Origin of the sequence: Pontibacter indicus, assembly GCF_900156345.1 — a bacterium.
In the GTDB taxonomy this organism is placed as follows: Bacteria; Bacteroidota; Bacteroidia; order Cytophagales; family Hymenobacteraceae; genus Pontibacter; species Pontibacter indicus.
This window is the reverse complement of record NZ_FTPP01000002.1, coordinates 1,150,543-1,170,168: the sequence shown is the minus strand read 5'-3', so window position 1 is coordinate 1,170,168 and position 19,626 is coordinate 1,150,543. Positions and strand designations below refer to the sequence as shown.

20 protein-coding genes are annotated in these 19,626 nt (G+C 51.7%); 11 read left to right on the top strand and 9 right to left on the bottom strand.

The annotated features are described in order from the left end of the window. Nucleotides 1–102 precede the first annotated feature (102 nt). A complete protein-coding gene (locus tag B0B12_RS13995; protein ID WP_076669740.1) occupies nt 103–357 on the top strand; it encodes a hypothetical protein in 255 nt (84 codons plus the stop codon). A 43-nt stretch (nt 358–400) separates the two neighbouring features. Here B0B12_RS13995 and B0B12_RS13990 read toward each other — a convergent pair whose 3' ends face one another. From B0B12_RS13990 to msrB, 3 genes are all read right to left on the bottom strand, one after another. After that, nucleotides 401–733 (bottom strand): hypothetical protein, encoded by a 333-nt coding sequence (locus B0B12_RS13990; protein ID WP_076669738.1) that lies wholly within the window; start codon nt 731–733, stop codon nt 401–403. Nucleotides 734–821: 88 nt separating this feature from the next. Then, a complete protein-coding gene (locus tag B0B12_RS13985) occupies nt 822–1,088 on the bottom strand; it encodes a hypothetical protein (protein ID WP_244554711.1) in 267 nt (88 codons plus the stop codon). Nucleotides 1,089–1,320: 232 nt separating this feature from the next. Beyond that, on the bottom strand, nt 1,321–1,863 hold the full coding sequence (gene msrB / locus B0B12_RS13980) for a peptide-methionine (R)-S-oxide reductase MsrB (protein WP_083704213.1): 543 nt from the start codon (nt 1,861–1,863) through the stop codon (nt 1,321–1,323). Nucleotides 1,864–2,075: 212 nt separating this feature from the next. Here msrB and typA point away from each other — a divergent pair, with 212 nt between their 5' ends. From typA to B0B12_RS13955, 5 genes are all read left to right on the top strand, one after another. Then, the gene (gene typA, locus B0B12_RS13975) at nt 2,076–3,887 is read left to right on the top strand and encodes a translational GTPase TypA (protein WP_076669736.1); all 1,812 of its coding nucleotides are present in this window, start codon (nt 2,076–2,078) and stop codon (nt 3,885–3,887) included. A 197-nt stretch (nt 3,888–4,084) separates the two neighbouring features. Continuing rightward, on the top strand, nt 4,085–4,954 hold the full coding sequence (locus tag B0B12_RS13970) for a DUF4349 domain-containing protein (RefSeq protein WP_076669734.1): 870 nt from the start codon (nt 4,085–4,087) through the stop codon (nt 4,952–4,954). A 361-nt stretch (nt 4,955–5,315) separates the two neighbouring features. Then, nucleotides 5,316–6,530: an OmpA family protein gene (locus tag B0B12_RS13965; protein ID WP_076669732.1), complete on the top strand. Its 1,215-nt coding sequence runs from the start codon at nt 5,316–5,318 to the stop codon at nt 6,528–6,530. 268 nt (nt 6,531–6,798) lie between these two features. Then, nucleotides 6,799–8,397, top strand: coding sequence for a urocanate hydratase family protein (locus B0B12_RS13960; protein WP_076669730.1), 1,599 nt, complete (start codon nt 6,799–6,801; stop codon nt 8,395–8,397). A 34-nt stretch (nt 8,398–8,431) separates the two neighbouring features. After that, nucleotides 8,432–10,060, top strand: coding sequence for a hypothetical protein (locus B0B12_RS13955; protein ID WP_076669728.1), 1,629 nt, complete (start codon nt 8,432–8,434; stop codon nt 10,058–10,060). A gap of 69 nt (nt 10,061–10,129) precedes the next feature. On the opposite strand, the gene B0B12_RS13950 is transcribed toward B0B12_RS13955, so the two are convergent. From B0B12_RS13950 to B0B12_RS13930, 5 genes are all read right to left on the bottom strand, one after another. Then, nucleotides 10,130–10,336, bottom strand: a complete 207-nt coding sequence (locus tag B0B12_RS13950; RefSeq protein WP_076669727.1) for a hypothetical protein — start codon at nt 10,334–10,336, stop codon at nt 10,130–10,132. Between the two features lie 97 nt (nt 10,337–10,433). Next, nucleotides 10,434–11,186 (bottom strand): SDR family NAD(P)-dependent oxidoreductase, encoded by a 753-nt coding sequence (locus tag B0B12_RS13945; protein WP_076669724.1) that lies wholly within the window; start codon nt 11,184–11,186, stop codon nt 10,434–10,436. A gap of 1 nt (nt 11,187) precedes the next feature. Continuing rightward, nucleotides 11,188–11,946: a type IX secretion/gliding motility protein PorT/SprT gene (porT, locus tag B0B12_RS13940; protein WP_083704212.1), complete on the bottom strand. Its 759-nt coding sequence runs from the start codon at nt 11,944–11,946 to the stop codon at nt 11,188–11,190. Further along, a complete protein-coding gene (gene ubiE, locus B0B12_RS13935) occupies nt 11,895–12,617 on the bottom strand; it encodes a bifunctional demethylmenaquinone methyltransferase/2-methoxy-6-polyprenyl-1,4-benzoquinol methylase UbiE (protein WP_076669722.1) in 723 nt (240 codons plus the stop codon). The genes porT and ubiE overlap by 52 nt, the downstream gene beginning before the upstream one ends. A gap of 135 nt (nt 12,618–12,752) precedes the next feature. Further along, nucleotides 12,753–14,750, bottom strand: coding sequence for an OmpA family protein (locus tag B0B12_RS13930; protein ID WP_076669720.1), 1,998 nt, complete (start codon nt 14,748–14,750; stop codon nt 12,753–12,755). Nucleotides 14,751–15,252: 502 nt separating this feature from the next. On the opposite strand from B0B12_RS13930, the gene yihA reads away from it, so the two are divergent. The 4 genes from yihA to B0B12_RS13910 all read left to right on the top strand — a co-directional run bounded on the left by yihA (nt 15,253) and on the right by B0B12_RS13910 (nt 17,224). Beyond that, nucleotides 15,253–15,855 (top strand): ribosome biogenesis GTP-binding protein YihA/YsxC, encoded by a 603-nt coding sequence (gene yihA / locus B0B12_RS13925; RefSeq protein WP_076669718.1) that lies wholly within the window; start codon nt 15,253–15,255, stop codon nt 15,853–15,855. A gap of 74 nt (nt 15,856–15,929) precedes the next feature. After that, entirely contained in the window at nt 15,930–16,328 is a 399-nt protein-coding gene (locus B0B12_RS13920) for an energy transducer TonB (protein WP_076669717.1), read from the top strand. A 22-nt stretch (nt 16,329–16,350) separates the two neighbouring features. Continuing rightward, complete coding sequence (locus tag B0B12_RS13915; RefSeq protein WP_076669715.1) at nt 16,351–16,845, top strand: DUF5606 family protein; 495 nt, start codon at nt 16,351–16,353, stop codon at nt 16,843–16,845. A 70-nt stretch (nt 16,846–16,915) separates the two neighbouring features. Then, a complete protein-coding gene (locus B0B12_RS13910) occupies nt 16,916–17,224 on the top strand; it encodes a hypothetical protein (RefSeq protein WP_076669714.1) in 309 nt (102 codons plus the stop codon). Here the strand turns inward: B0B12_RS13910 and fbp are convergent. After that, the gene (gene fbp, locus B0B12_RS13905; protein WP_076669713.1) at nt 17,221–18,246 is read right to left on the bottom strand and encodes a class 1 fructose-bisphosphatase; all 1,026 of its coding nucleotides are present in this window, start codon (nt 18,244–18,246) and stop codon (nt 17,221–17,223) included. The two genes, B0B12_RS13910 and fbp, sit on opposite strands and share 4 nt — an antisense overlap. Before the next feature lie 92 nt (nt 18,247–18,338). Here fbp and B0B12_RS13900 point away from each other — a divergent pair, with 92 nt between their 5' ends. Then, nucleotides 18,339–19,604, top strand: coding sequence for an aspartate kinase (locus tag B0B12_RS13900; RefSeq protein ID WP_076669712.1), 1,266 nt, complete (start codon nt 18,339–18,341; stop codon nt 19,602–19,604). Nucleotides 19,605–19,626: the final 22 nt, after the last annotated feature.

Below are 19,626 nucleotides of genomic sequence, written 5' to 3'. Positions count from 1 at the left end.
TATAGACATAAGGCGCAGGTATAGCCGTTTCGTTAGATCCGATAGATCCAGAAAACAGCCTAGTGTATACCTGCTTCAGGAAGAACCCAATCACCCAACGATATGAAGAACCAAGATAATTTTCACGAAAAGAAGCGCGACAGCGGTCACCTGGGAAAGGACAGCGACAATAAGGAAATCAGCGGCAAGCCTGCTCCCAAAAGCGCTGACCGCGAATCGGACACGACCCCACCCAACCACGAGGTATACGTAGACCTGGAACCGGATGAACTCCACATCGGCGACGAAGAGATTGAGATTGAAGACGTCAGCGATCTACGGGAAAAAGACACGGATAAAAACAAGAAGAAAAAATAAACAGGAAGCGCTGCCCTTTTGAGGCAGCGCTTCCTGTTTATTTTCAATTATTCCCAACCGGTGGTTTGGTAGGCAACACGCGTAAAATGCGGTGCCTCGTGGAGTCTACCGGAGCGTTTGGCAATTGCTGAGGACGTATTTCGGGCGGCAGGTTAACGGGCGCATTGCGGTCATACTCTTCAATATTGCGCTTGCGGTTGATATCGCTGGCCTGCTCATATAGCTGGTTACGCACCGAGTTGCCATCATTATATCGCACACGCTGCGAGTGGCCGGGGTCAGGCGGCAAGGTGCCACCCTCGCCCTGCGAGAGCGACGTACAACCGACTGTTCCCAGCAAGGTCAACGCCCCTATCCAGTTCATGTACCTTTTCATCTCGTATCATCTTAAAATAGTAAAATAAAGCTCTCATGAAAGTGCCCTATACTAGGTATACGGATGAAAAAGTATAAAAGCGCGCTATTTACTCATTTGTCTCGGCCAGGCTACTCTCTCCCACTTGTGTGAGCATGAGTCCTTCCGGGGCAGGCGTCACCCAGGCCAGCTTTGCCAGGTGGTGTTCGGCCTCTTTCTGCACGTCTTTGTACTTCGGATAGCGCTCCTGCAGATATGGGTACAGCTCCTGGTAAGACAGCACCTCCCCTGCCTGTATGTTTTTCGCCTTGAAGGCTCCCATAATGGTTTGTGCCACGTTTTCTATGTTCTCCGCTTCAGAGTGTAGTTCAGTCATATCTGTTTTCTCGTTAGTGTTGGATAAGAGGTACGCGTTTCTGACTTTGGGAGTTTGGGATGGTTGAAAGGCTAAATTGTTTAATGCTGATTGTTGATTGTTAAATTGTTTCGTAGGGACAGGTCGCGACCTGTCCGAATCATACATTGATAATCCTGCTGACTATACCTCTCTGAACCGTGCACGAACAACAGTAAGCAATCAACAATTTAACCATCAACAATTTAGCAACTTAATTCCCCTTCTTGAAGCCGAGTGCTGCGGAGTTCAGGCAGTAACGAAGGCCCGTTGGCTTCGGGCCGTCGTCGAAGACGTGGCCCAGGTGACCGCCGCAGCGGCCGCACACGACTTCGGTTCGCACCATGCCCATGCTACGGTCAGTTATCTCCCGCACGTTTTTAGACGAGATCGGCTTGAAGAAGCTGGGCCAGCCGGTGCCGGAGTCGAATTTGGTGTCGGAAGAGAACAGTTCGTTCTTGCAGGCAGCACAGGTATAGACGCCCTCTTCTTTGTGATCGTTGTACTTGCCGCTAAAGGCAGTCTCCGTGCCCTTTTCGCGAAGCACATGGTACTGCGCAGGCGTCAAGATTCTTTTCCACTCCGCTTCGGTCTTGTTTACCTCGTAGGTTTGTTTTGATTTCTTGGATCCGCCGTTTTGGGTAACATCTGCTGAGGCTAAGATAATGCCCTCGGCGTCGGTGACAGGCTGATCCTGTTGTCCGCAGGCTGACAGGCTCAGGAGCACCAGTAAGGTATAGGCATAAAACATTTTCATACAGTTATTTACGAAATCCAAGAGCAAAAAGCAGGCCCGGATTGATTATTTTATACCTCATTGAACAAAGGAAGCCTGCAGAATGTTTGCTCCATAATCCCAGCCTATGCGCTGTAAGAGAAAATAATCAAAATTCATAACCTGTTTATTTCGAGCAGACTACTAAATTCTGAATGCTTTTTAGTACTTTTGCGGCTCGAAAAATCAATTCAATGCAGAACATTCGTAATATCGCGATTATCGCACACGTAGACCACGGCAAAACGACGCTCGTGGACAAAATCATCCACGCTTCAAAGCTATTCGCTGATCACCAGCAGTTTGACGACCTTATTCTCGACAACAACGACCTGGAGCGCGAGCGCGGTATCACGATCGTTTCCAAAAACGTATCCGTTCGTTACAAAGGCGTTAAAATCAACGTAATCGACACTCCTGGTCACGCCGACTTTGGTGGTGAAGTGGAGCGCGTACTTAAAATGGCCGACGGTGTACTCCTTTTGGTGGATGCCTTTGAAGGTGCCATGCCGCAGACACGTTTCGTATTGGGCAAAGCAATTCAGCTTGGCCTGAAGCCAATCGTGGTAGTAAACAAAGTAGACAAAGAAAACTGCCGTCCGGACGAGGTACACGAGCAGGTATTCGACCTGATGTTCAACCTGGAGGCAACAGAAGACCAGCTGGACTTCACAACCCTGTACGGTTCTTCTAAGCAAGGCTGGATGAGCACCGACTGGACTAAGCCAACTGAAGACATCACCCCACTGCTGGACGCTATCATCGACGTAATCCCGGCTGCTCCATACCGCGAGGGCACACCGCAAATGCAGATCACTTCGCTTGATTACTCTTCTTTCGTGGGACGTATCGCGATCGGTCGTGTGCACCGCGGCACCCTGAAAGAAGGTATGCCAATCGCACTTTGCAAAGCAGACGGTTCTATTAAGAAAGGTCGTATCAAGGAGCTTCAGGTATTCGAAGGCCTTGGTAAGAAAACGGTACAGGAAGTTTCTGCCGGTGAGATCTGCGCCGTAACGGGTATAGAAGGCTTCGACATTGGCGATACCATTGCTGATGCTGAGAACCCTGAGCCATTGGCACGTATTGCCATCGACGAGCCAACCATGAACATGCTGTTTACGATCAACAACTCTCCTTTCTTCGGCAAAGAGGGCAAGTTCGTAACATCGCGTCACCTGCGCGATCGTCTGTACAAAGAAACAGAGAAGAACCTGGCCCTGCGCGTACAGGAGACCGACCGTGAAGATACCTTCCTGGTATTCGGTCGCGGTATTCTGCACTTGTCAGTTCTGATCGAAACGATGCGTCGTGAAGGTTACGAACTGCAGGTAGGTCAGCCACAGGTTATCTACAAAGAAATTGACGGCGTGCGCCACGAGCCAATCGAGCAATTGGTAGTAGACGTGCCGGAAGAAACAGCTGGTAAGGTAATCGAGCTGGTATCGATGCGTAAAGGTGAGCTGAACATCATGGAGCCAAAAGGCGACCTGCAGCACCTCGAGTTCACGATTCCTTCTCGTGGTCTGATCGGTCTGCGTAACAACGTACTGACAGCTACTGCCGGTGAAGCTATCATGAACCACCGCTTCCTGGCTTACGAGCCTTACAAAGGTTCTATACCTGGCCGTAACAATGGTTCTATCATTTCGATGGAAACAGGCCCTGGTACTGCTTACTCCATCGACAAGCTGCAGGACAGAGGTACTTTCTTCGTTGATCCGGGTGTAGACGTATACATGGGTCAGGTAATTGGCGAGCACAACCGCCAGAACGATATCACGGTGAACATCCAGAAGGGCAAGAAGCTGACCAACATGCGTGCTTCTGGTTCTGATGACAACACCAAGATCGCTCCTGCCAAAAACTTCTCGCTTGAGGAGGCCATGGAATACATCCAGAAGGATGAGTACCTGGAAGTGACGCCTAAGAGCCTGCGCATGCGCAAGATTTACCTCGACGAGAACGAGCGTAACCGCATGAGCAAGAAAGAAGAAGTAGCGTAAGCTATACCTCTATAAAGTAAAAAGCCCCGACTGGTGAAAACTGGTCGGGGCTTTTTGTTTCCGGGAGTTTCCAAGGCACGTCCCCTATACCTTGCTTTGGCCAAGGATGAACTCAAAATATTCTTGGTGGATGGTGTGGAATTTAAGAAGCATTAGCATCTATAAGTTGCCATTTGGCTTAACCCTATTGATACGCCATGCTCCGACACATCTTCACACAGACTACTTTGCTCGCAGTTTTCAACCACCTTTACAATCTGGCAACCAGTCGCTTGAAAGGCGCTTTGCCAGCCATTGCATGTATCCTTGCTCTTACACTGCTATTTGCTGTTTCCGGATGTCAGTCAGAAGATGGAGGGGTTGAATACGAAGTTGCTGCCATGGAGATGGCACCTCCGCCACCAGAAGCACCCGCTATGGAGCTGCAGCGCAAGCTGATCAAAGATGGAAGGGTGGAATATCAGACAGAGCGAATTGACGCAACCCGGCAGCTGGTGTTCGCTGCAGTAGAAAAGCACAAAGGATACATCGCTTCTGACCAGGAGTACACAGCTCCGGGAAGGACCAGCAACACCCTCGTCATCAGAGTGCCTGCCAACAATTTTGACAACCTGTTGCGGGAAGCCACGGCAGGTGTAAAAAAGTTTGACGCCCGGGAAATTAACGTGAAGGATGTCACGGAGGAATTCCTTGACATACAGGCCCGTCTCAAAACCAAGAAGGAGCTCGAAGCCAGGTTTCTGGAGCTTCTGAAAAAGGCTAACACTGTAACAGAGATACTGGAAATTGAAAAGCAGCTTGCCACCCTGCGCGCCGACATTGAATCGGTGGAAGGGCGGCTGAAGTACCTGGAAAATCAAGTGAGCCTCTCCACCCTGACGATGACGTTTTACGAAAGCACCCCTGTTTACACCGGAGTCACCGCTAATTTTAAGAACGGCTTCCAAAACGGCTGGGATAACCTGATCCAGTTCTTCGTGTTGTTGACCAATATCTGGCCGTTTATAGTTTTGGGTGTCTTGCTGATGATTGGCCTAGTTACTTATAGAAAACGCAAGAGAAGGTAGCGCCATACTCCATTTGGCTATGAAAGCCCGAACTTATACTTTATTTCCTACTCTCTGTTCTCAGGTATAGGCATCTACTACCCTGACCGAACCCAGACCCAGCGCATCGGAATTGTACCGGATGTTGAAATCAACCTGGCTCCTGAAGACTTCAAAGCAGGTAGAGACAGCGTGCTCCAGCGGGCCATCAAAATCGCCTAAAAGGTTATCAAAGGAATAGAAGTCCCTTATTAACTTTCGTTCACCACCTCTAAAGAAACGCCTACCCCGAATATAAATATTTCCACCAATTAGATAATTTAATACATATAAAGTATAATTTTAAAGCCTACCTTTCTCATAGTACCATACCTAATGTATTATGAGAACACGCGCTTTTATCACCGGACTTCTTGTACTCGTTTTCCTGAGTTTCACACCGGTTACTGCCCAGATCAATGTGGGCAAAAACCTCAGGAATAAGATTAACAGCAAGATAAATCAGAAAGTAGACCAGCAGGTCGATAAGTCGATAGACGAGACGCTGGAGGGCAAAAAAGAAGCTTCGGCTGAAAAGAGTAACTCCAAGTCCAACGCTGCCAATGCGGACGAGTCAGGCTCTGAGGAGGTGAAAATGAAGGCATGGAGCAAGTACGACTTCGTGCCGGGCGACAAAGTGCTGTTTGCCGACAATCTTGCCGGCGAGGAGAACGGCGAGTTTCCATCGCGCTGGGACCTGAACAAGGGCAATGCCGAGGTGGCTGATTTCGGAGGCGAGCCTGTTATCAACCTGGTGGCCACCGGCACCAGCATCACGCCTCTTATGAAGCGCGAAAACTGGCTGCCCGAAACGTTCACAATCGAGATGGATGTCTACTTTGACAGCGACAACCCCAACGTAGCCTATAACATTTACCTGGTAGACGACATAAAGGATTACAAGGAAGAGATCAACGGGCAGTTCTGGGATCCGATTGATGTGCGGGCAAACGTTGTCAGGTTCAAAACCTATGGCTCGGAGTCGGAAGAATTGGAGGCGAGAGGCGTGAACAGCCAGTGGCGCCACTTATCCATCGCCTTCAACAAGCGCAGCATGAAGGTATACCTGGACGAAGTTCGCCTGATCAACATTCCGAACATAACAGGCAAGCCTACCGGGCTCCGCATAGAAGTAGATAAGCGCATTGATGCGAACACGATGGTGAAGAATGTACTGATAGCAGAAGGCGGTAAAAAACTGTATGATCAGATAGCGGCAGACGGCAAGATCGTGACCTACGGCATCAAGTTCGATGTAAACAAAGCAGATATTCGTCCGGAGTCGGCGGGCACACTCCAGAGCATCGCCAAACTCATGGAAGAACAGCCCTCGCTTAAGTTCAGCGTAGAGGGCCATACCGACAGCGACGGCGACGACAAGGCCAACCTGAAACTCAGCCAGCAGCGGGCAGAGTCCGTCAAAGCACACCTGATTGCGCAGGGCATCGCGCCGGAGCGCCTGGAAGCCAAAGGCTGGGGCGAGTCCAAACCCATCGACAAAAACCCCACAGTAGAAGCGAAATCGAACAACAGACGCGTGGAATTCGTGAAGAAATAGAATAACAGGTATACCTGCAACTAACAGGGGGCCGCCGCACATAGCGACGGCCCCCTGTTGTTTTTAAAAAGCGGTATTGCATCACTTTCTGTTCATTTTTGTGTGCTTCCTGCACAGGTATAGCGCAGGTATTAACATCCCTTTTGTATTGCTTTTTACACTGTAAGTCAAACGCGGTGTACTCAAAAATATCCTATACCGCACCCTGCCTGTAAACATTAGCGCTGATTTACGTTAGATAGGCTGATAAATTTGAAAACCAATTTGCATGAAAAGCAACTACCTGCACGTTCTGTCACTCGCGTGCATTCTCCTTTTTTCCGCTGGCTGTGCCCGTAGGAATTACTTTTCCAAGACACCCGTAGTCGACCAGACGCACTATCAACAGCTCAAAACGGCCTCCCCCGCTGAGGTAGACTCCGTGACCATCACGGCCGGAAAGCACTACAAACGCAGCGGGTTTCACAATATTTTCTGGGGCAAGCACTACCGCGAGGTATGGGCCACGCCTGTCACCGTGGGTGTGTTCGACATGAAAACGGCCAAGGGTGGTCTTTCTATCGAAAAACTTGGGGGAGGCATGCAGACCACCAGCCTCACCCTGATCGACGACAATGGCTTTACCTACGCACTCCGCTCCCTGGACAAAGACCCGGCCGGCATCCTGCCCAAGTTCTGGCGCAATACCTTCGTAGCCAACGTGCTTCGAGACCAGACCTCAGCCATTAACCCCTATGCCGCTTTTGTGCTGCCCACCATGGCCGAGGCCGCAGGTATAGCACACTCAAAACCGGAACTAGTCTACGTGCTTCCGTCCGATACCACCTTTGGCAAGCACAGCGACAAATTTCAGGACCGCGTGTTCATGATCGAAGAGAAATACAACGACGAACACACCATCACCCCGATGCTGGGTAACGCCGTCGATATAGCCGGTTCCGGAAAGATGCTCAAGAAGCGCTTTGGGAAAGACAATCACTTTATAGACCAGCGCGAATTTGCACGCGCCCGCCTTTTCGATCTGCTCATAAACGACTGGGACCGCCACGAAGGCCAGTGGGAATGGGCCGTGTACGAAGATGGCGACAATAAACGCTACCGCGCTATACCTAAGGACCGCGACAACGCCTTTTTTAAGTTCGACGATGGCATCATCCCCTGGCTCTTCAGCCGCAAATGGGCCATCCGAAAGTTCGAGACCTTCGGCCCCAGGTATAAGGACGTATATGCCCTGATGATGAACGCCCGGTTTATTGACAGCCGCGCCCTGACCGAGCTGACCGCTGAGGATTACCAGCAGCTTGCCACCGAACTGCAGGCAGTACTGACAGATGATGTGATAGAGCGGGCTGTCCGGCAGTTTCCGCCCAAGGTATACAAGCAATTGGGTGAGGAAACAGTGAGCATCCTGAAAAGCCGCCGCGACCTGCTGCCACAGGCTGCCCAGGAGTTTTACCTGCACCTGGCCAAGAACCCCTTGGTGATCGGAACTGACGAGGAAGAGCGCTTTGAAGTAAAGCGCCTGAATGACGAGGAGACTTCTGTCAAGGTGATCCGCCTGTCGGACGACAAGCAGGTATACCACCGGGTGTTTAAACGCAGCGAAACCAAGCAGATCACCTTGCACGGACTGGCCGAGGACGATGAGTTTGAAGTGAAGGGGGATGTGAACAAAGGTATACGCGTCGTGATTGTAGGCGGCCGCGGAGAAGACGAGATCAAGGACAGCTCTAATGTGAAAGGCTGGCGCCGCAAGACCATCGTGTACGACACGAAGCGGGGCAACGAAATTGAATTTGGGCCTGAAACCGTCGATAAAACCACTAAAAATGTAAAAGTACACGCTTTTGATAGGGAAGGTCATTAACCAACCCTCGAAGCACCAACCGACTCCACGTACCATGCACCTCAACCGCCGCCACCTTACTACCACCCTTGCCTACCTGCTTGTGTTGCTCACGACAGGCTGCATCGGCAACAAGTACACGCACAGCCTGCAGCAGGTGCCTCCTCTTGCTCAACCTGCCACCGCTATACCTGCCTACAGCGACAGCACCATAACCGTGGCTGTGGGGGAACACTACGGCCGCGGCCGACTCCATACCTTCTTCTATGGCAAGCACTATCGCCCCGCCTGGACTACCCCGGTTGAGTTCAGGGTGCTGGACCTCGGCACCGAAAAAGGCGGCCTGACACCTACACAGCAAGGCGGCAGCCGGCAGACCATGAACCTGCGCCTGGAGTCGGCTGACGGCAAAGAGTACGTGCTGCGCTCGGTCGACAAAGACCCTGCCACGGCACTGCCTAAAAAGTGGCAGCAGAGCTATGCAGCCAACATCATCCGCGATGCCACTTCCGCCACGCACCCTTTTGCAGCCCTTGTGCTGCCCCCCATGGCCGAAGCCATTGGCATACACCACACCAAACCGGAGTTGGTCTACGTACCGCACGACCCACGCCTGGGCGAGTTTGAGGAAAACTTCGGTGGCATGGTCGCGCTGCTGGAGATCAGGCCAAACGATGACTTGTCAGACGAGCCGGGCATGGGGAACTCGGAGAATATCAAAAGCACCCGCGGGATGCTCAAAGACCGGTTTTTTGACAACAACAGCCAGATAGACGCCCGCTACTACCTGCGTGCCCGCCTCTTCGACATGTTGATCGGGGATTGGAGCCGGCACGAAGGCAACTGGCGCTGGGCTCAGTATAAGCAAGATGGCGTAAAGGTATACCAGGCCGTGCCCCGCGACCGTGACAATGTATTCTACAAGCTCAATGATGCCATCATACCCTGGCTCTTCATGCGCACAGGCCTCAAGAAGCACTTCCAGACCTATAGCGACAACCTCTCGAACCTGGACGACCTGAACAAAAGCGGCCGCAACCTGGACGAAACCATTCTGATGGGCCTCACTTACCAGGACTGGGTAGAAGTGGCAGACAGTGTCAGCAATGCACTGACAGACGAGGTGATCGAGCAATCGTTCCGGCAAATGCCCGACAACATCTACCAGCTCACGGCTTCTCCCATCATGTCGCAGTTAAAATCCCGCCGCGACAAGCTGGGCAAGTCAGTACAGAAGTACTACAAGGAGCTGATGCGGGAAGCCATTGTGGTCGGATCTGACAAGCACGAGAGATTTGAAATAGAGGTATTGTCTGCCGACGAGGTGCGGGTACAGGTATACAAAATCAACAAAGACGGCGAGGAAAAGAGGCAGCTCTTTGACCGGGTATTTCAGGCTGCCGACACAAAGGAGATCCACTTGTACGGCCTCAACGGAGATGATGAATTTGTAGTGAAGGGGGAAAGCCGGTCAAAGATCAAAGTCAGGCTATGGGGCGGTGCCGGCGCGGACAGCTATACCGTAAAAGGACCTAAGCGTATGGCCCGACGCATCTGGATAGAAGACACGGAATATCGTAACTCCTACGACCTGAGCCAGGGAACCCGACAGCGGACCGAGCAAAACCCAACCGCCAGTCAGTTCGATGCCGAAGGCTGGTTGCTGCGCTATTACCTGGATTAAGAGCATAAGCAAAAAACAAGGGAGCCAGCTGTTGAAGCTGGCTCCCTTGTTTTTTGTCTGGCTTACAGCCTATTTGCTTTTGCCTTGGTCCTTGGAGTCTTTAGCTCTCCAGGCGCCTTGTCCTTGTTGCTGGCTGGCTGAAGCTTTTGTGCCGTCAGTCCCTAAGTCTTGAGCGCCTTTGTGGTTTGCCTCGTTCGAATACTCTTCCGGCATTGGCTGCGAGTTCGCGTTGCTGTTCGGCTTCTGTCTGTTCTGGTTATCCTTATTGTTAGCCATATCTCTTCTGTTTTTCATCAACTCAGGTCCGCAACTCTTACGGACGTTCACCCTGTAGGTACGGGCAGCCCCAAGGGCGGGTTGTAGAAGGGAAAGACTACAGTTGTTTGTTCAGCACGGTGGCTGATGCTTGGGCAGCCGGCAGAATCATCACTTCCGCAATGTTGACATGGGCAGGACGCGTCACCATAAACGTGATCAAGTCAGCGATATCCTCTGCACGCAGTGGTTCGTAGCCCTGGTATACCCCGGCGGCACGCTCTTTGTCGCCTTTAAAGCGTACTTCCGAAAACTCCGTCTCCACAAGGCCCGGGTTCACTTCCGACACCTTAATGCCTTCCTGCACCAGGTCAATGCGCATACCTTTGGAGAGGGCGTCCACTGCAAACTTGGAGGCGCAGTATACGTTGCCATTGGCGTATACCTCTTTCCCGGCAATGGAACCAATGTTGATGATGTGGCCTTGCTTGCGCTGGAGCATAAGCGGCAGCACGGCATGCGTCACGTAGAGCAGGCCCTTCACATTGATGTCGAGCATGGCATCCCAGTCGTCCAGCGTGCCGCTCTGCACCGGCGCCAGCCCGTGGGCGTTGCCAGCGTTGTTTACCAGCACATCTATACCTTTCCAGCCAGCGGGCAGGCCGCTGATGGCCTGTTGCACGGCCTCCCGGTCACGCACGTCGAAAGTCAGCGTGTGTACCGGCACTTCCGTGATTTGCTGCTGCAGTTCCTGCAGGCGCTCTGTCCTGCGACCAGTTGCAATGATGTGGTAGCCTGCCTTGGCCAAGGCAACCGCCGTAGCGCGGCCTATACCTGAAGTGGCTCCTGTTACAAGTGCAATGCGTGCCATGTTACTCGAAATGGAAGATTAACGAAACGTTACGGGTAGTCATTCTGTCGATCAACGGACTGTACTCACCTCCGGAGTTACTTTTCTGGTTCATGAGCCCGTGCGAGAAGCGCAGTTCTGGCGCAAACTTGAAGTAGGGGTAGAAGATGTCCAGCCCGACGCCATAGTCTATCGACAGGTCGTTGCGATTGATGCGCAGCAGGTCGCGGTTCTGTGTATGCGTGGTATTGCCCAGTACACGGCTCGCCTTCACACCACCCACCATGTACATCCTGAAGTTGCCACGGCGTTTCGCCCTGTACTTGAGCAGCACAGGCAGTTCGATTACCGGTGAGGCAAAAGTGGTGTTGTCGAAGTTTCCGCCTTCCCCTTCAGGTGTATCTCTTCTTTCAAAGTCGATGCTGCGGCCATAAAAGCCCACACCTGGCACAAATCGTGCATCCAGGTATTCAAGCAGGCGCACGTTCAACACCAGGCCCGGATAAAAACCCAGCTCGTTCAGGGTGTTCACCTGTGTGCCTGTGGCCGCCTGGTCTGCATACGCTTGTGAGTGCTCAATGTAGTACTTCGAATAGGACATACCCAGGTAGAAGCCATAGTGTATGCGCTTTTCGTCATAGCCGGGCTTATTCTCGCCTTTCACCTTCTGCGTCTGGGCCTGTACCTGCGTTGTGCCCGCCAGACAGATCAGAAAAAGTACCGCAAAACTTATTTTTTGCCGGTGTAGATGGAGCTGATGCCAAATGTGAGTGAATGCCATTTTGTTTGTTTAAAGCCAACTTCTTCAAAGATGTTCAGGAAATCCTTGCCGTCCGGGAAGGCCTGCACCGACTCGGGCAGGTAGGTATAGGCAGCACGGTCCTTAGAAACGAATTTACCTACCATCGGTAGTATATTCTTAAAATAAAATTGATACAGCTGTTTCATCGGAAAAACCTGCGGCTTGGAGAACTCTAGTACCACGGCTGTACCGCCCGGTCTGAGCACACGGTGCATCTCCGCCAGGCCCTGCTTCAGGTTCTCGAAGTTGCGCACCCCAAAGGCCACCGTAATCGCGTCGAAACTGTTGTCCTCAAAAGGCAGGTTCTCCGAGTCTCCGTACTTCAGCTCGATCTTATGGGTCAGTCCTTTGCGCTGCAGCTTCTCACGCCCCACGGCCAGCATACCTTCCGAAATGTCAACACCCGTAATTTTATCCGGATTAAGGCTCAGTGCCTCGATCGCAAAATCGGCTGTGCCGGTGGCAATGTCGAGCATTTGCTTCGGTTTTTCGGCTTTGAGCAGGCTCACCGCCTTCTTACGCCAGATAATGTCGATGCCGGCACTCAGGAAGTGGTTCAGGAAATCGTACTTACCCGCAATGTTGTCGAACATCTGGGCAACCTGCGATTTCTTGTCGTTATTCTGGTCTTTATAGGGTACTACCGCCATGGGTTATGCTTATGTAATAAAAGAACAAAAATACTCTTCCTGCCGCTATTTTGCACAGTATATGTCCATTATTATAAAAAAACAGGCTGAGCGAATGCCCAGCCTGTTTTTGTGTATCCAATCGTATCAGGCAACTTAGTTTACAGGTACTTCCTGCTGCGTGTCCTGACGCTGAATGATTCTGAATTCTGTTCTTCTGTTCAACTGCATGTTGGCAGCAGAGTTGTTGGTAGCAACCGGACGGCGCTCGCCATAGCTCACAGTCACGAGTCTGCGGGCAGAAATGCCTTGCTGCACCAGGTAATCGTAGGCAGCGTTGGCACGGTTCTCACCGAGGGTCATGTTATACTGCTCGCTGGCGCGTGAGTCGGTGTGGCCTTCGATGCTGATGTTCACGTTCGGATTGGCTTTCAGGAAAGCGGCAACCGCATCCAGCTCACGAATAGACTCGGCACGCAGTTCGTACTTGTCAGTGTCGTAGTAGATGTTCTTGAACTCCATGGAAGCGATGGCGTCTTTGCCAGCCAGGGCAGGAGCACCTGGGCTAACGCGGGTAGAGTCGCCGAAGTCGATGTAGAAGTTCTGCACGATGCTCGTTGTGTCGTCCAGCACCATCGGCATTTCGAAAGACTCCGTTGTCAGCACCTGACCGTCTTTTGTGATCTCCACCTGATAAGGACGACCAGAAAGGATGCGCAGGTCGTACATACCGTCTTCCTGCTTGGTCACGTCGCGGTAAGAGATCGGACGCTTGTCAGCCTGCTGTCCGTTGAACACTAGCTCCAGACCAGGTATAGCCAGGCTGTCGTTCGTAGCGAATACGCGACCTGTCACACGGGCAGCACGGATGTAGTTGATGGTGTAGATGTCTTTCTCGCCGTAACCACCGATGCGGTAAGAAGACAGGTAAGCGTAGCTTCCGTCAGGGCTCAGGCGGTAGTAAGTGTCATCGTCTGGCGTGTTCACCGGGTAGCCCAAGTTCTCAGGACGGGCGAAACGCTTGGCCACTGAGTCGTACTTAGCCACGAAGATGTCATAACCACCCATGGTGTTGTGACCACGTGATGCAAAGTATAGTGAACCGTCAGCAGCCATGTATGGGCTGTCGTCGTCGAACTTGGTGTTGATGGCGGCACCTACGCTGCGTGGCTTGCCCCACTCACCGTTGCGCTGGCGCTGCGATACGTAAATATCCAGGTCACCGTCTTCGGAGTAATGGCTGGTTGAGAAGTAAAGGCGCTGGTTGTCCGGCGTGATAAAGGCATCAGACTCGAAGTCAGCGGTGTTGATGTTAGAACCAATGCTTTTGGCATCGCCCCACGAACCGTCTGCCTGACGCTCGGCGTACATGATGTCGCCGTTGTTCACAGAACGGTACAGCAGCATTTTGGTGTCGTTGTCGAACAGCTGGATAGAGGCGTCGTGGCCTGAGCTCTTCAGGTTACCGGCGATAGAACGCGGCTGCTCCCACTCGTCTCCCTGGATACGGCGTGTTTCGTAGATGTCCTCGAAATACTCTCCGTCAGAGGCTTTGGAGCTATTCTGGTTGTTACCGGCGCTGCGCGACGTGAATAGCAGGTAGTTATCGTCCGAAGAGATCACGGGGCTGTGCTCCGAGTACTCGGTGTTCACCACGCCACCCAGGTTCTTCACAAAGATGTCTTTCGGGTTAGCTACTTCCTTCTGCGCGTTGCGGCTCTGCTGGATCAGCATGGCTACCTCTTCGCGGCGCCAGTCATCGCGCTTGCGAATGTTAGGCATGTAAGCCTGGTAATGCTTGATGGCATCGTCGAAGCGGTAGTTGATGTGATTGATACGGCCCAGCCAGTACTCAATGTCACGGTCTACATTAGGCTTTACAGACTGTGCTTTATTAATGTACTCTGCTGCTTTCTCCTTATCGAAAGTCATGTAGCTGATACCCGCAAAGTAAAGGGCTTCGGCGTTGTTAGGGTCTGCGGCTAGCGCCTGCTCGTAGTAGGGCAGGGCTGCACGGTAATTTTCCCGGTCGAAAAATTTGTTTCCAGTGCGGACCAACTTCCTAGCGCTTTGCGCGTCGGCTGTGTAAGGACTTACACAGGTAACGGCCAGTGCTAATGAAAGCCCCGAAAATAATTTGGCTAAATTATTCATGCTGTAAAGGGGTTTTTTTATACTTATTGTTTGTATGGAAATATGTGTTAATCGCTGTTAGAAGAATGAGATAAAAGTTTGAATGCCTCTTAGAATGGGTATGCCGGCGGCCCTTACCCTTATCTTAATGTGTTACTCCATTCCTTCCCCACATCCAACAACATCCCCCTTACGCTACTTACGCCACAATAGATTCACTAATATCTATTTTTATATACTAACGAAGCAACTAGACTGAAGATCAGAAAGCAAATATATTAAAATATAAATATAAACTATATAGGTTTCCTGAATATTTAGCGAATGATTCTCTGCCCCTGCCCTACTGATGCTCTATACCTGAATAGCCATACCTGTGCCTGGTCAAAACATGTTAACTAAAATAATAGTAATTTTGACAAATCAGCCAAGCGCCTCTCGTCTAAGGCGGACGCGCACTATACATTAAAATTGCCACATCGCCAGGCTCACAACCGGCTTGGTGGCTTAAGCTAGCAACAGCATGGTCATAAAAGAAGCAAAATTCTTAATAAGCAATACACGGGTGGACTTGTGCCCGGAACCCAATAAACCGGAGTACGCCTTCATCGGGCGCTCCAACGTGGGCAAGTCGTCCCTGATCAACATGCTCACCGAGCAGAAAGGACTCGCGAAAACCTCCCAGTCCCCGGGTAAGACGCAGCTCATCAACCATTTCCTGATCAACGACAAATGGTACCTGGTCGACTTGCCGGGCTACGGTTACGCCAAAGTAAGCCGGGAGTCGCGGGAGCAGTGGCGCAAGATGATCAACTACTACATGCAGAAGCGCGAGAACCTGACCTGCGTGTTTGTGCTCATCGACTCGCGGCACGAGCCCATGAAGGTCGACCTCGACTTCATACACTATCTGGGCAATCTGGGCGTTCCTTTTGTGATCGTGTTCACCAAAACCGACAAGCAGTCGGCCACCAAGACCGACTCAACCATAGCCGCCTATACCCGTAAGATGCAGGAAACCTGGGACGAACTTCCCCGCATGTTCAAGACCTCATCTGTAGACAAGGCCGGGCGCGACGAGATCCTCAATTTTATAGACGAGGTGAACGCGCAGGTACAGCTCTAACAGGCACGGGGTTTGCGGTTTAGGAAGAAGGTATACCTGGTGTGCACCAACTTAAACTTAAATTGTTTACCCTTATGAAAAGTAAAATCTCAATTTTGTTTCTTTTATTTGCCTTTGTGAGCTTTGCAGCCGCTGCCCAGTCAGCCGATACGGCCACGGAGAAAGAGGTATGGATGCCGTCGAAGTCTATCGCGGTGGCGGAATACTACAAAGGTGGTCAGGAGGCCATGTACCAGTTTATTGACAAGCAGATAAAATACCCGGCGCTGGCCCGCAAAAACCGTGTGCAGGGCGAGTGCATTGTCAGTTTCACGCTAAACGAGGATGGCTCCACCTCAGGCTTCAAAGTGCTGAAAAATGCAGGCGCTGGCACCGGAGAGGAGGCCCTGCGCATTGCCAAATTACTGAAATTCAAAGCACCCGGGCCTGGCTTCGGCATGGTGGCCAGCGTGCCCATAATGTTTAAACTATAACCAACAGTTTTTATACCTGATTATGCCTATTGATTTAAGACAAGTTTCAGCCATTGCCGGCATGAGCGGACTTTACCGCATCGTGAAGCCCACACGCAATGGCGTAATTGTAGAGAGCCTTTCTGACAAGCCTACCCGCATGGTAGCCCAGGCGCGCCACCGCATGTCGCTGCTGGACGAGATTTCGATCTACACCACCGACGAGGAGGCAACTGTGCCGCTGGCCGACGTGATGGACCGTATCCACCAGAAATACAACGGTGAGCTGCCTTTCGGCGAGAAGCCATCTGACGACGAGCTGAAAAGCTTTATGGCGGACGTGCTGCCTGACTACGACGAGGACCGCGTATACGTGTCTGACATGCGAAAACTGGCTAGCTGGTATACTATCGTGAACAAACACGTTGGCTTTACGGCAGCAGAAGAAGCTACAGACAAAGAAGCAGCCTCTGAAGAGAAAGCAGCCGACAGCAAAGAGGAAAAGACTGAATCAAAGGCAAAGAAGGCTAAAAAATAAGAATTTGCCCCAACAGAAAGCCCTCCGGACAGGAGGGCTTTTTTTATCGCTATACCTTACGCTTACCGCCATGACTTACTCTCCTGCGCTTATTGAGAGCGTTGCGCGCCAACTGCAGCGGGTGTTTGAATCAGAGCACCAGTTGCCCTCTCAGGAAAACGACTTGTTACGCCAAGTCGCCCGCATGGTGCTATACCTGCTGCGCCACAACCTGGGACAGCTGCTCAACATCCTGTACCGCATTGATGTGGAGGAACGCAAAGTAAAACAGGCTATGCTTGCGGCCTCCGAAGAAGAGGTGGCCGACAACATAGCCCGTTTAGTGGTGGAGCGTGAGCTGCTCAAAGCGCAGATCCGCTTCCGGTATAGCCAGAATTAGTGTGCGGCAACCGCCTCTTTTTGCTGCATCTCAGCCTTCACAAACTCTTCTACTTTATTTACCATCTCCGAAGAACCGATGATCAGCGGGGAGCGCTGGTGTAGTTCAGTTGGTTCCATTTCCATGATACGGCCTTTGCCATTGGATGCCTTACCTCCTGCCTGTTCTGCGATGAAAGCCAGCGCGTTGCACTCGTACAGCAGGCGTAGTTTGCCGTTCGGCGCTTTCGCGGTGGCCGGGTAAATGTATACCCCACCCTTGATCAGGTTGCGGTGGAAGTCAGACACTAAGGAGCCGATGTAACGGCCTGAGTAACCGTTCTCTTTGCAATAGCTCAGGTAATTTTTGATGCCCTCCGGGAAGCTGTTGTACCCGCCTTCGTTGCAGGAGTAGATCGTGCCTGTTTCGGGTGTGCGCATGTTCGGGTGCGAAAGGAAAAACTCGCCCAGCGAAGGTTCATACGTAAAGCCGTTTACGCCATGGCCTGTGGTGTATACCAGCATCGTCGACGAACCGTACACCACGTAGCCGGCCGCGATCTGGTGCGTACCGTTTTGCATACAGTCTTCCATAGTGCCCTCTGTACCCACCTCAGACACACGGCGGTAGATCGAGAAGATGGTGCCAATCGATACGTTCACATCGATGTTGGAAGAACCATCCAGCGGGTCGATGGCCACAATATACTTGCCTTTGAGGTTGCCTGTCTGAATGATTTCGTCTTCTTCCTCTGAGATGATGGCACACACCTCGCCTCCGTTACGAAGGGCGCGTATGAAGCGGATGTTGGCGATCACGTCAAGTTTCTGCTGCTCCTCTCCCTGCACGTTCTGCTGACCGTAGGCCCCGGTCACATCGATCAGGCCGGCACGGTTGATTTCGCGGTTTACGATCTTGGCTGCCAGGGCGATGTCGCGCAGCAACTGCGATAGTTCTCCGGTCGCAAAAGGGAAGTCCTCCTGCTTTCTCATAATAAACCTGTCGAGTGTGGTACCGACAGGAAGCGCTAGTTTGTCATTCATTATGGTGAAATTTAAATATATAGCTACAAAAATATGATATTTTGAAACATAACCGAAGGATACTTACATTTACGCAGTATTAGTCTCAATTGATGAAAGTATTTAAGTTTGGCGGCGCCTCGGTAAAAGACGCCAGTGCATTGCAAAATCTGGCTCAGATCGTGTCCGCGCAGGGCGGCGAAAAAGAACTGCTCCTGGTGGTGTCGGCCATGGGCAAAACGACCAATGCTCTGGAACAGGTATACAGCCTGGCTGCCGCGGGGCAGGATTTCAGTGAAGCCCTGCAACAGAGCCACCAGTATCATTTAGCTATTGTTCATGAGCTTTTCCCGGATCGGGGTCACCCTGTATACGAACGCCTCGAACATCTGTTCGCCCAATTGCGACAAGTATTGCAAGCCTCTAAAGGCCAATCGCTTACTAATTACGACAGAGGATACGACCAGGTCGTAAGCTTCGGTGAGCTGCTGTCTTCTGTTATTGTGCATTATTTTTTGCAGGAACAAGGTATGGCCAACACCTGGGTCGACAGCCGGAAATATATCCAGACCGACACCACCTGGCGCGAAGCCCGCGTGGATTGGGCCTGGACCGAGCGCGTGATCAAGCGGGACCTGCCCGATATTCTGGCACAGCAACTAATCGTAACGCAGGGCTTTTTGGGCGGCACCAACAATGGCCTCACCACGACCCTGGGCCGCGAGGGCTCCGACTTCAGTGCCGCCATTTTCGCTTATTGCCTGAATGCCAAAGGGCTCTACATCTGGAAAGATGTGGCCGGCCTGCTCAATGCCGACCCCAAGCGCTTTGCCCACACTGTGCGCTACGCCATGCTCGACTACCAGGAAACGGTGGAAATGGCCTACTACGGTGCATCGGTCATCCACCCCAAGACCATCAAGCCGCTGGCCAACAAGTCAATTCCGCTCTACGTGAAGTCCTTCCTGGACCCAACGGCCGAAGGAACCAAGATCTGCGACTGCCGTTTCGAGAAACTGGCCCCGGCCTATATCATCAAAGACAATCAGTGCCTTGTCTCGTTCAGCGCCAAAGATTTCACCTTCATCAGCGAGAAAAACCTGGGCACTATCTTCAATGCCTTGTCTGAATTGAGACTCAAGATCAACCTGATGCAGAACTCGGCCATCTCGTTTTCGATTTGTACTGATTATAATGAAGAACGTCTGCAACTCCTGCTCGAGACACTTCAGGATCAGTTCACCATCCATTACAACACCAGCCTGCAACTTTTCACGATCAAGAACTACGACAACGACAGCATACAGGAAATCACGAAAAATAAGGAAGTACTCATGGAACAGCGAACCAGAACGACCTTTCAGGTGGTGTGTCGGTGACCTACCTGCTGCCCTTCCCCCT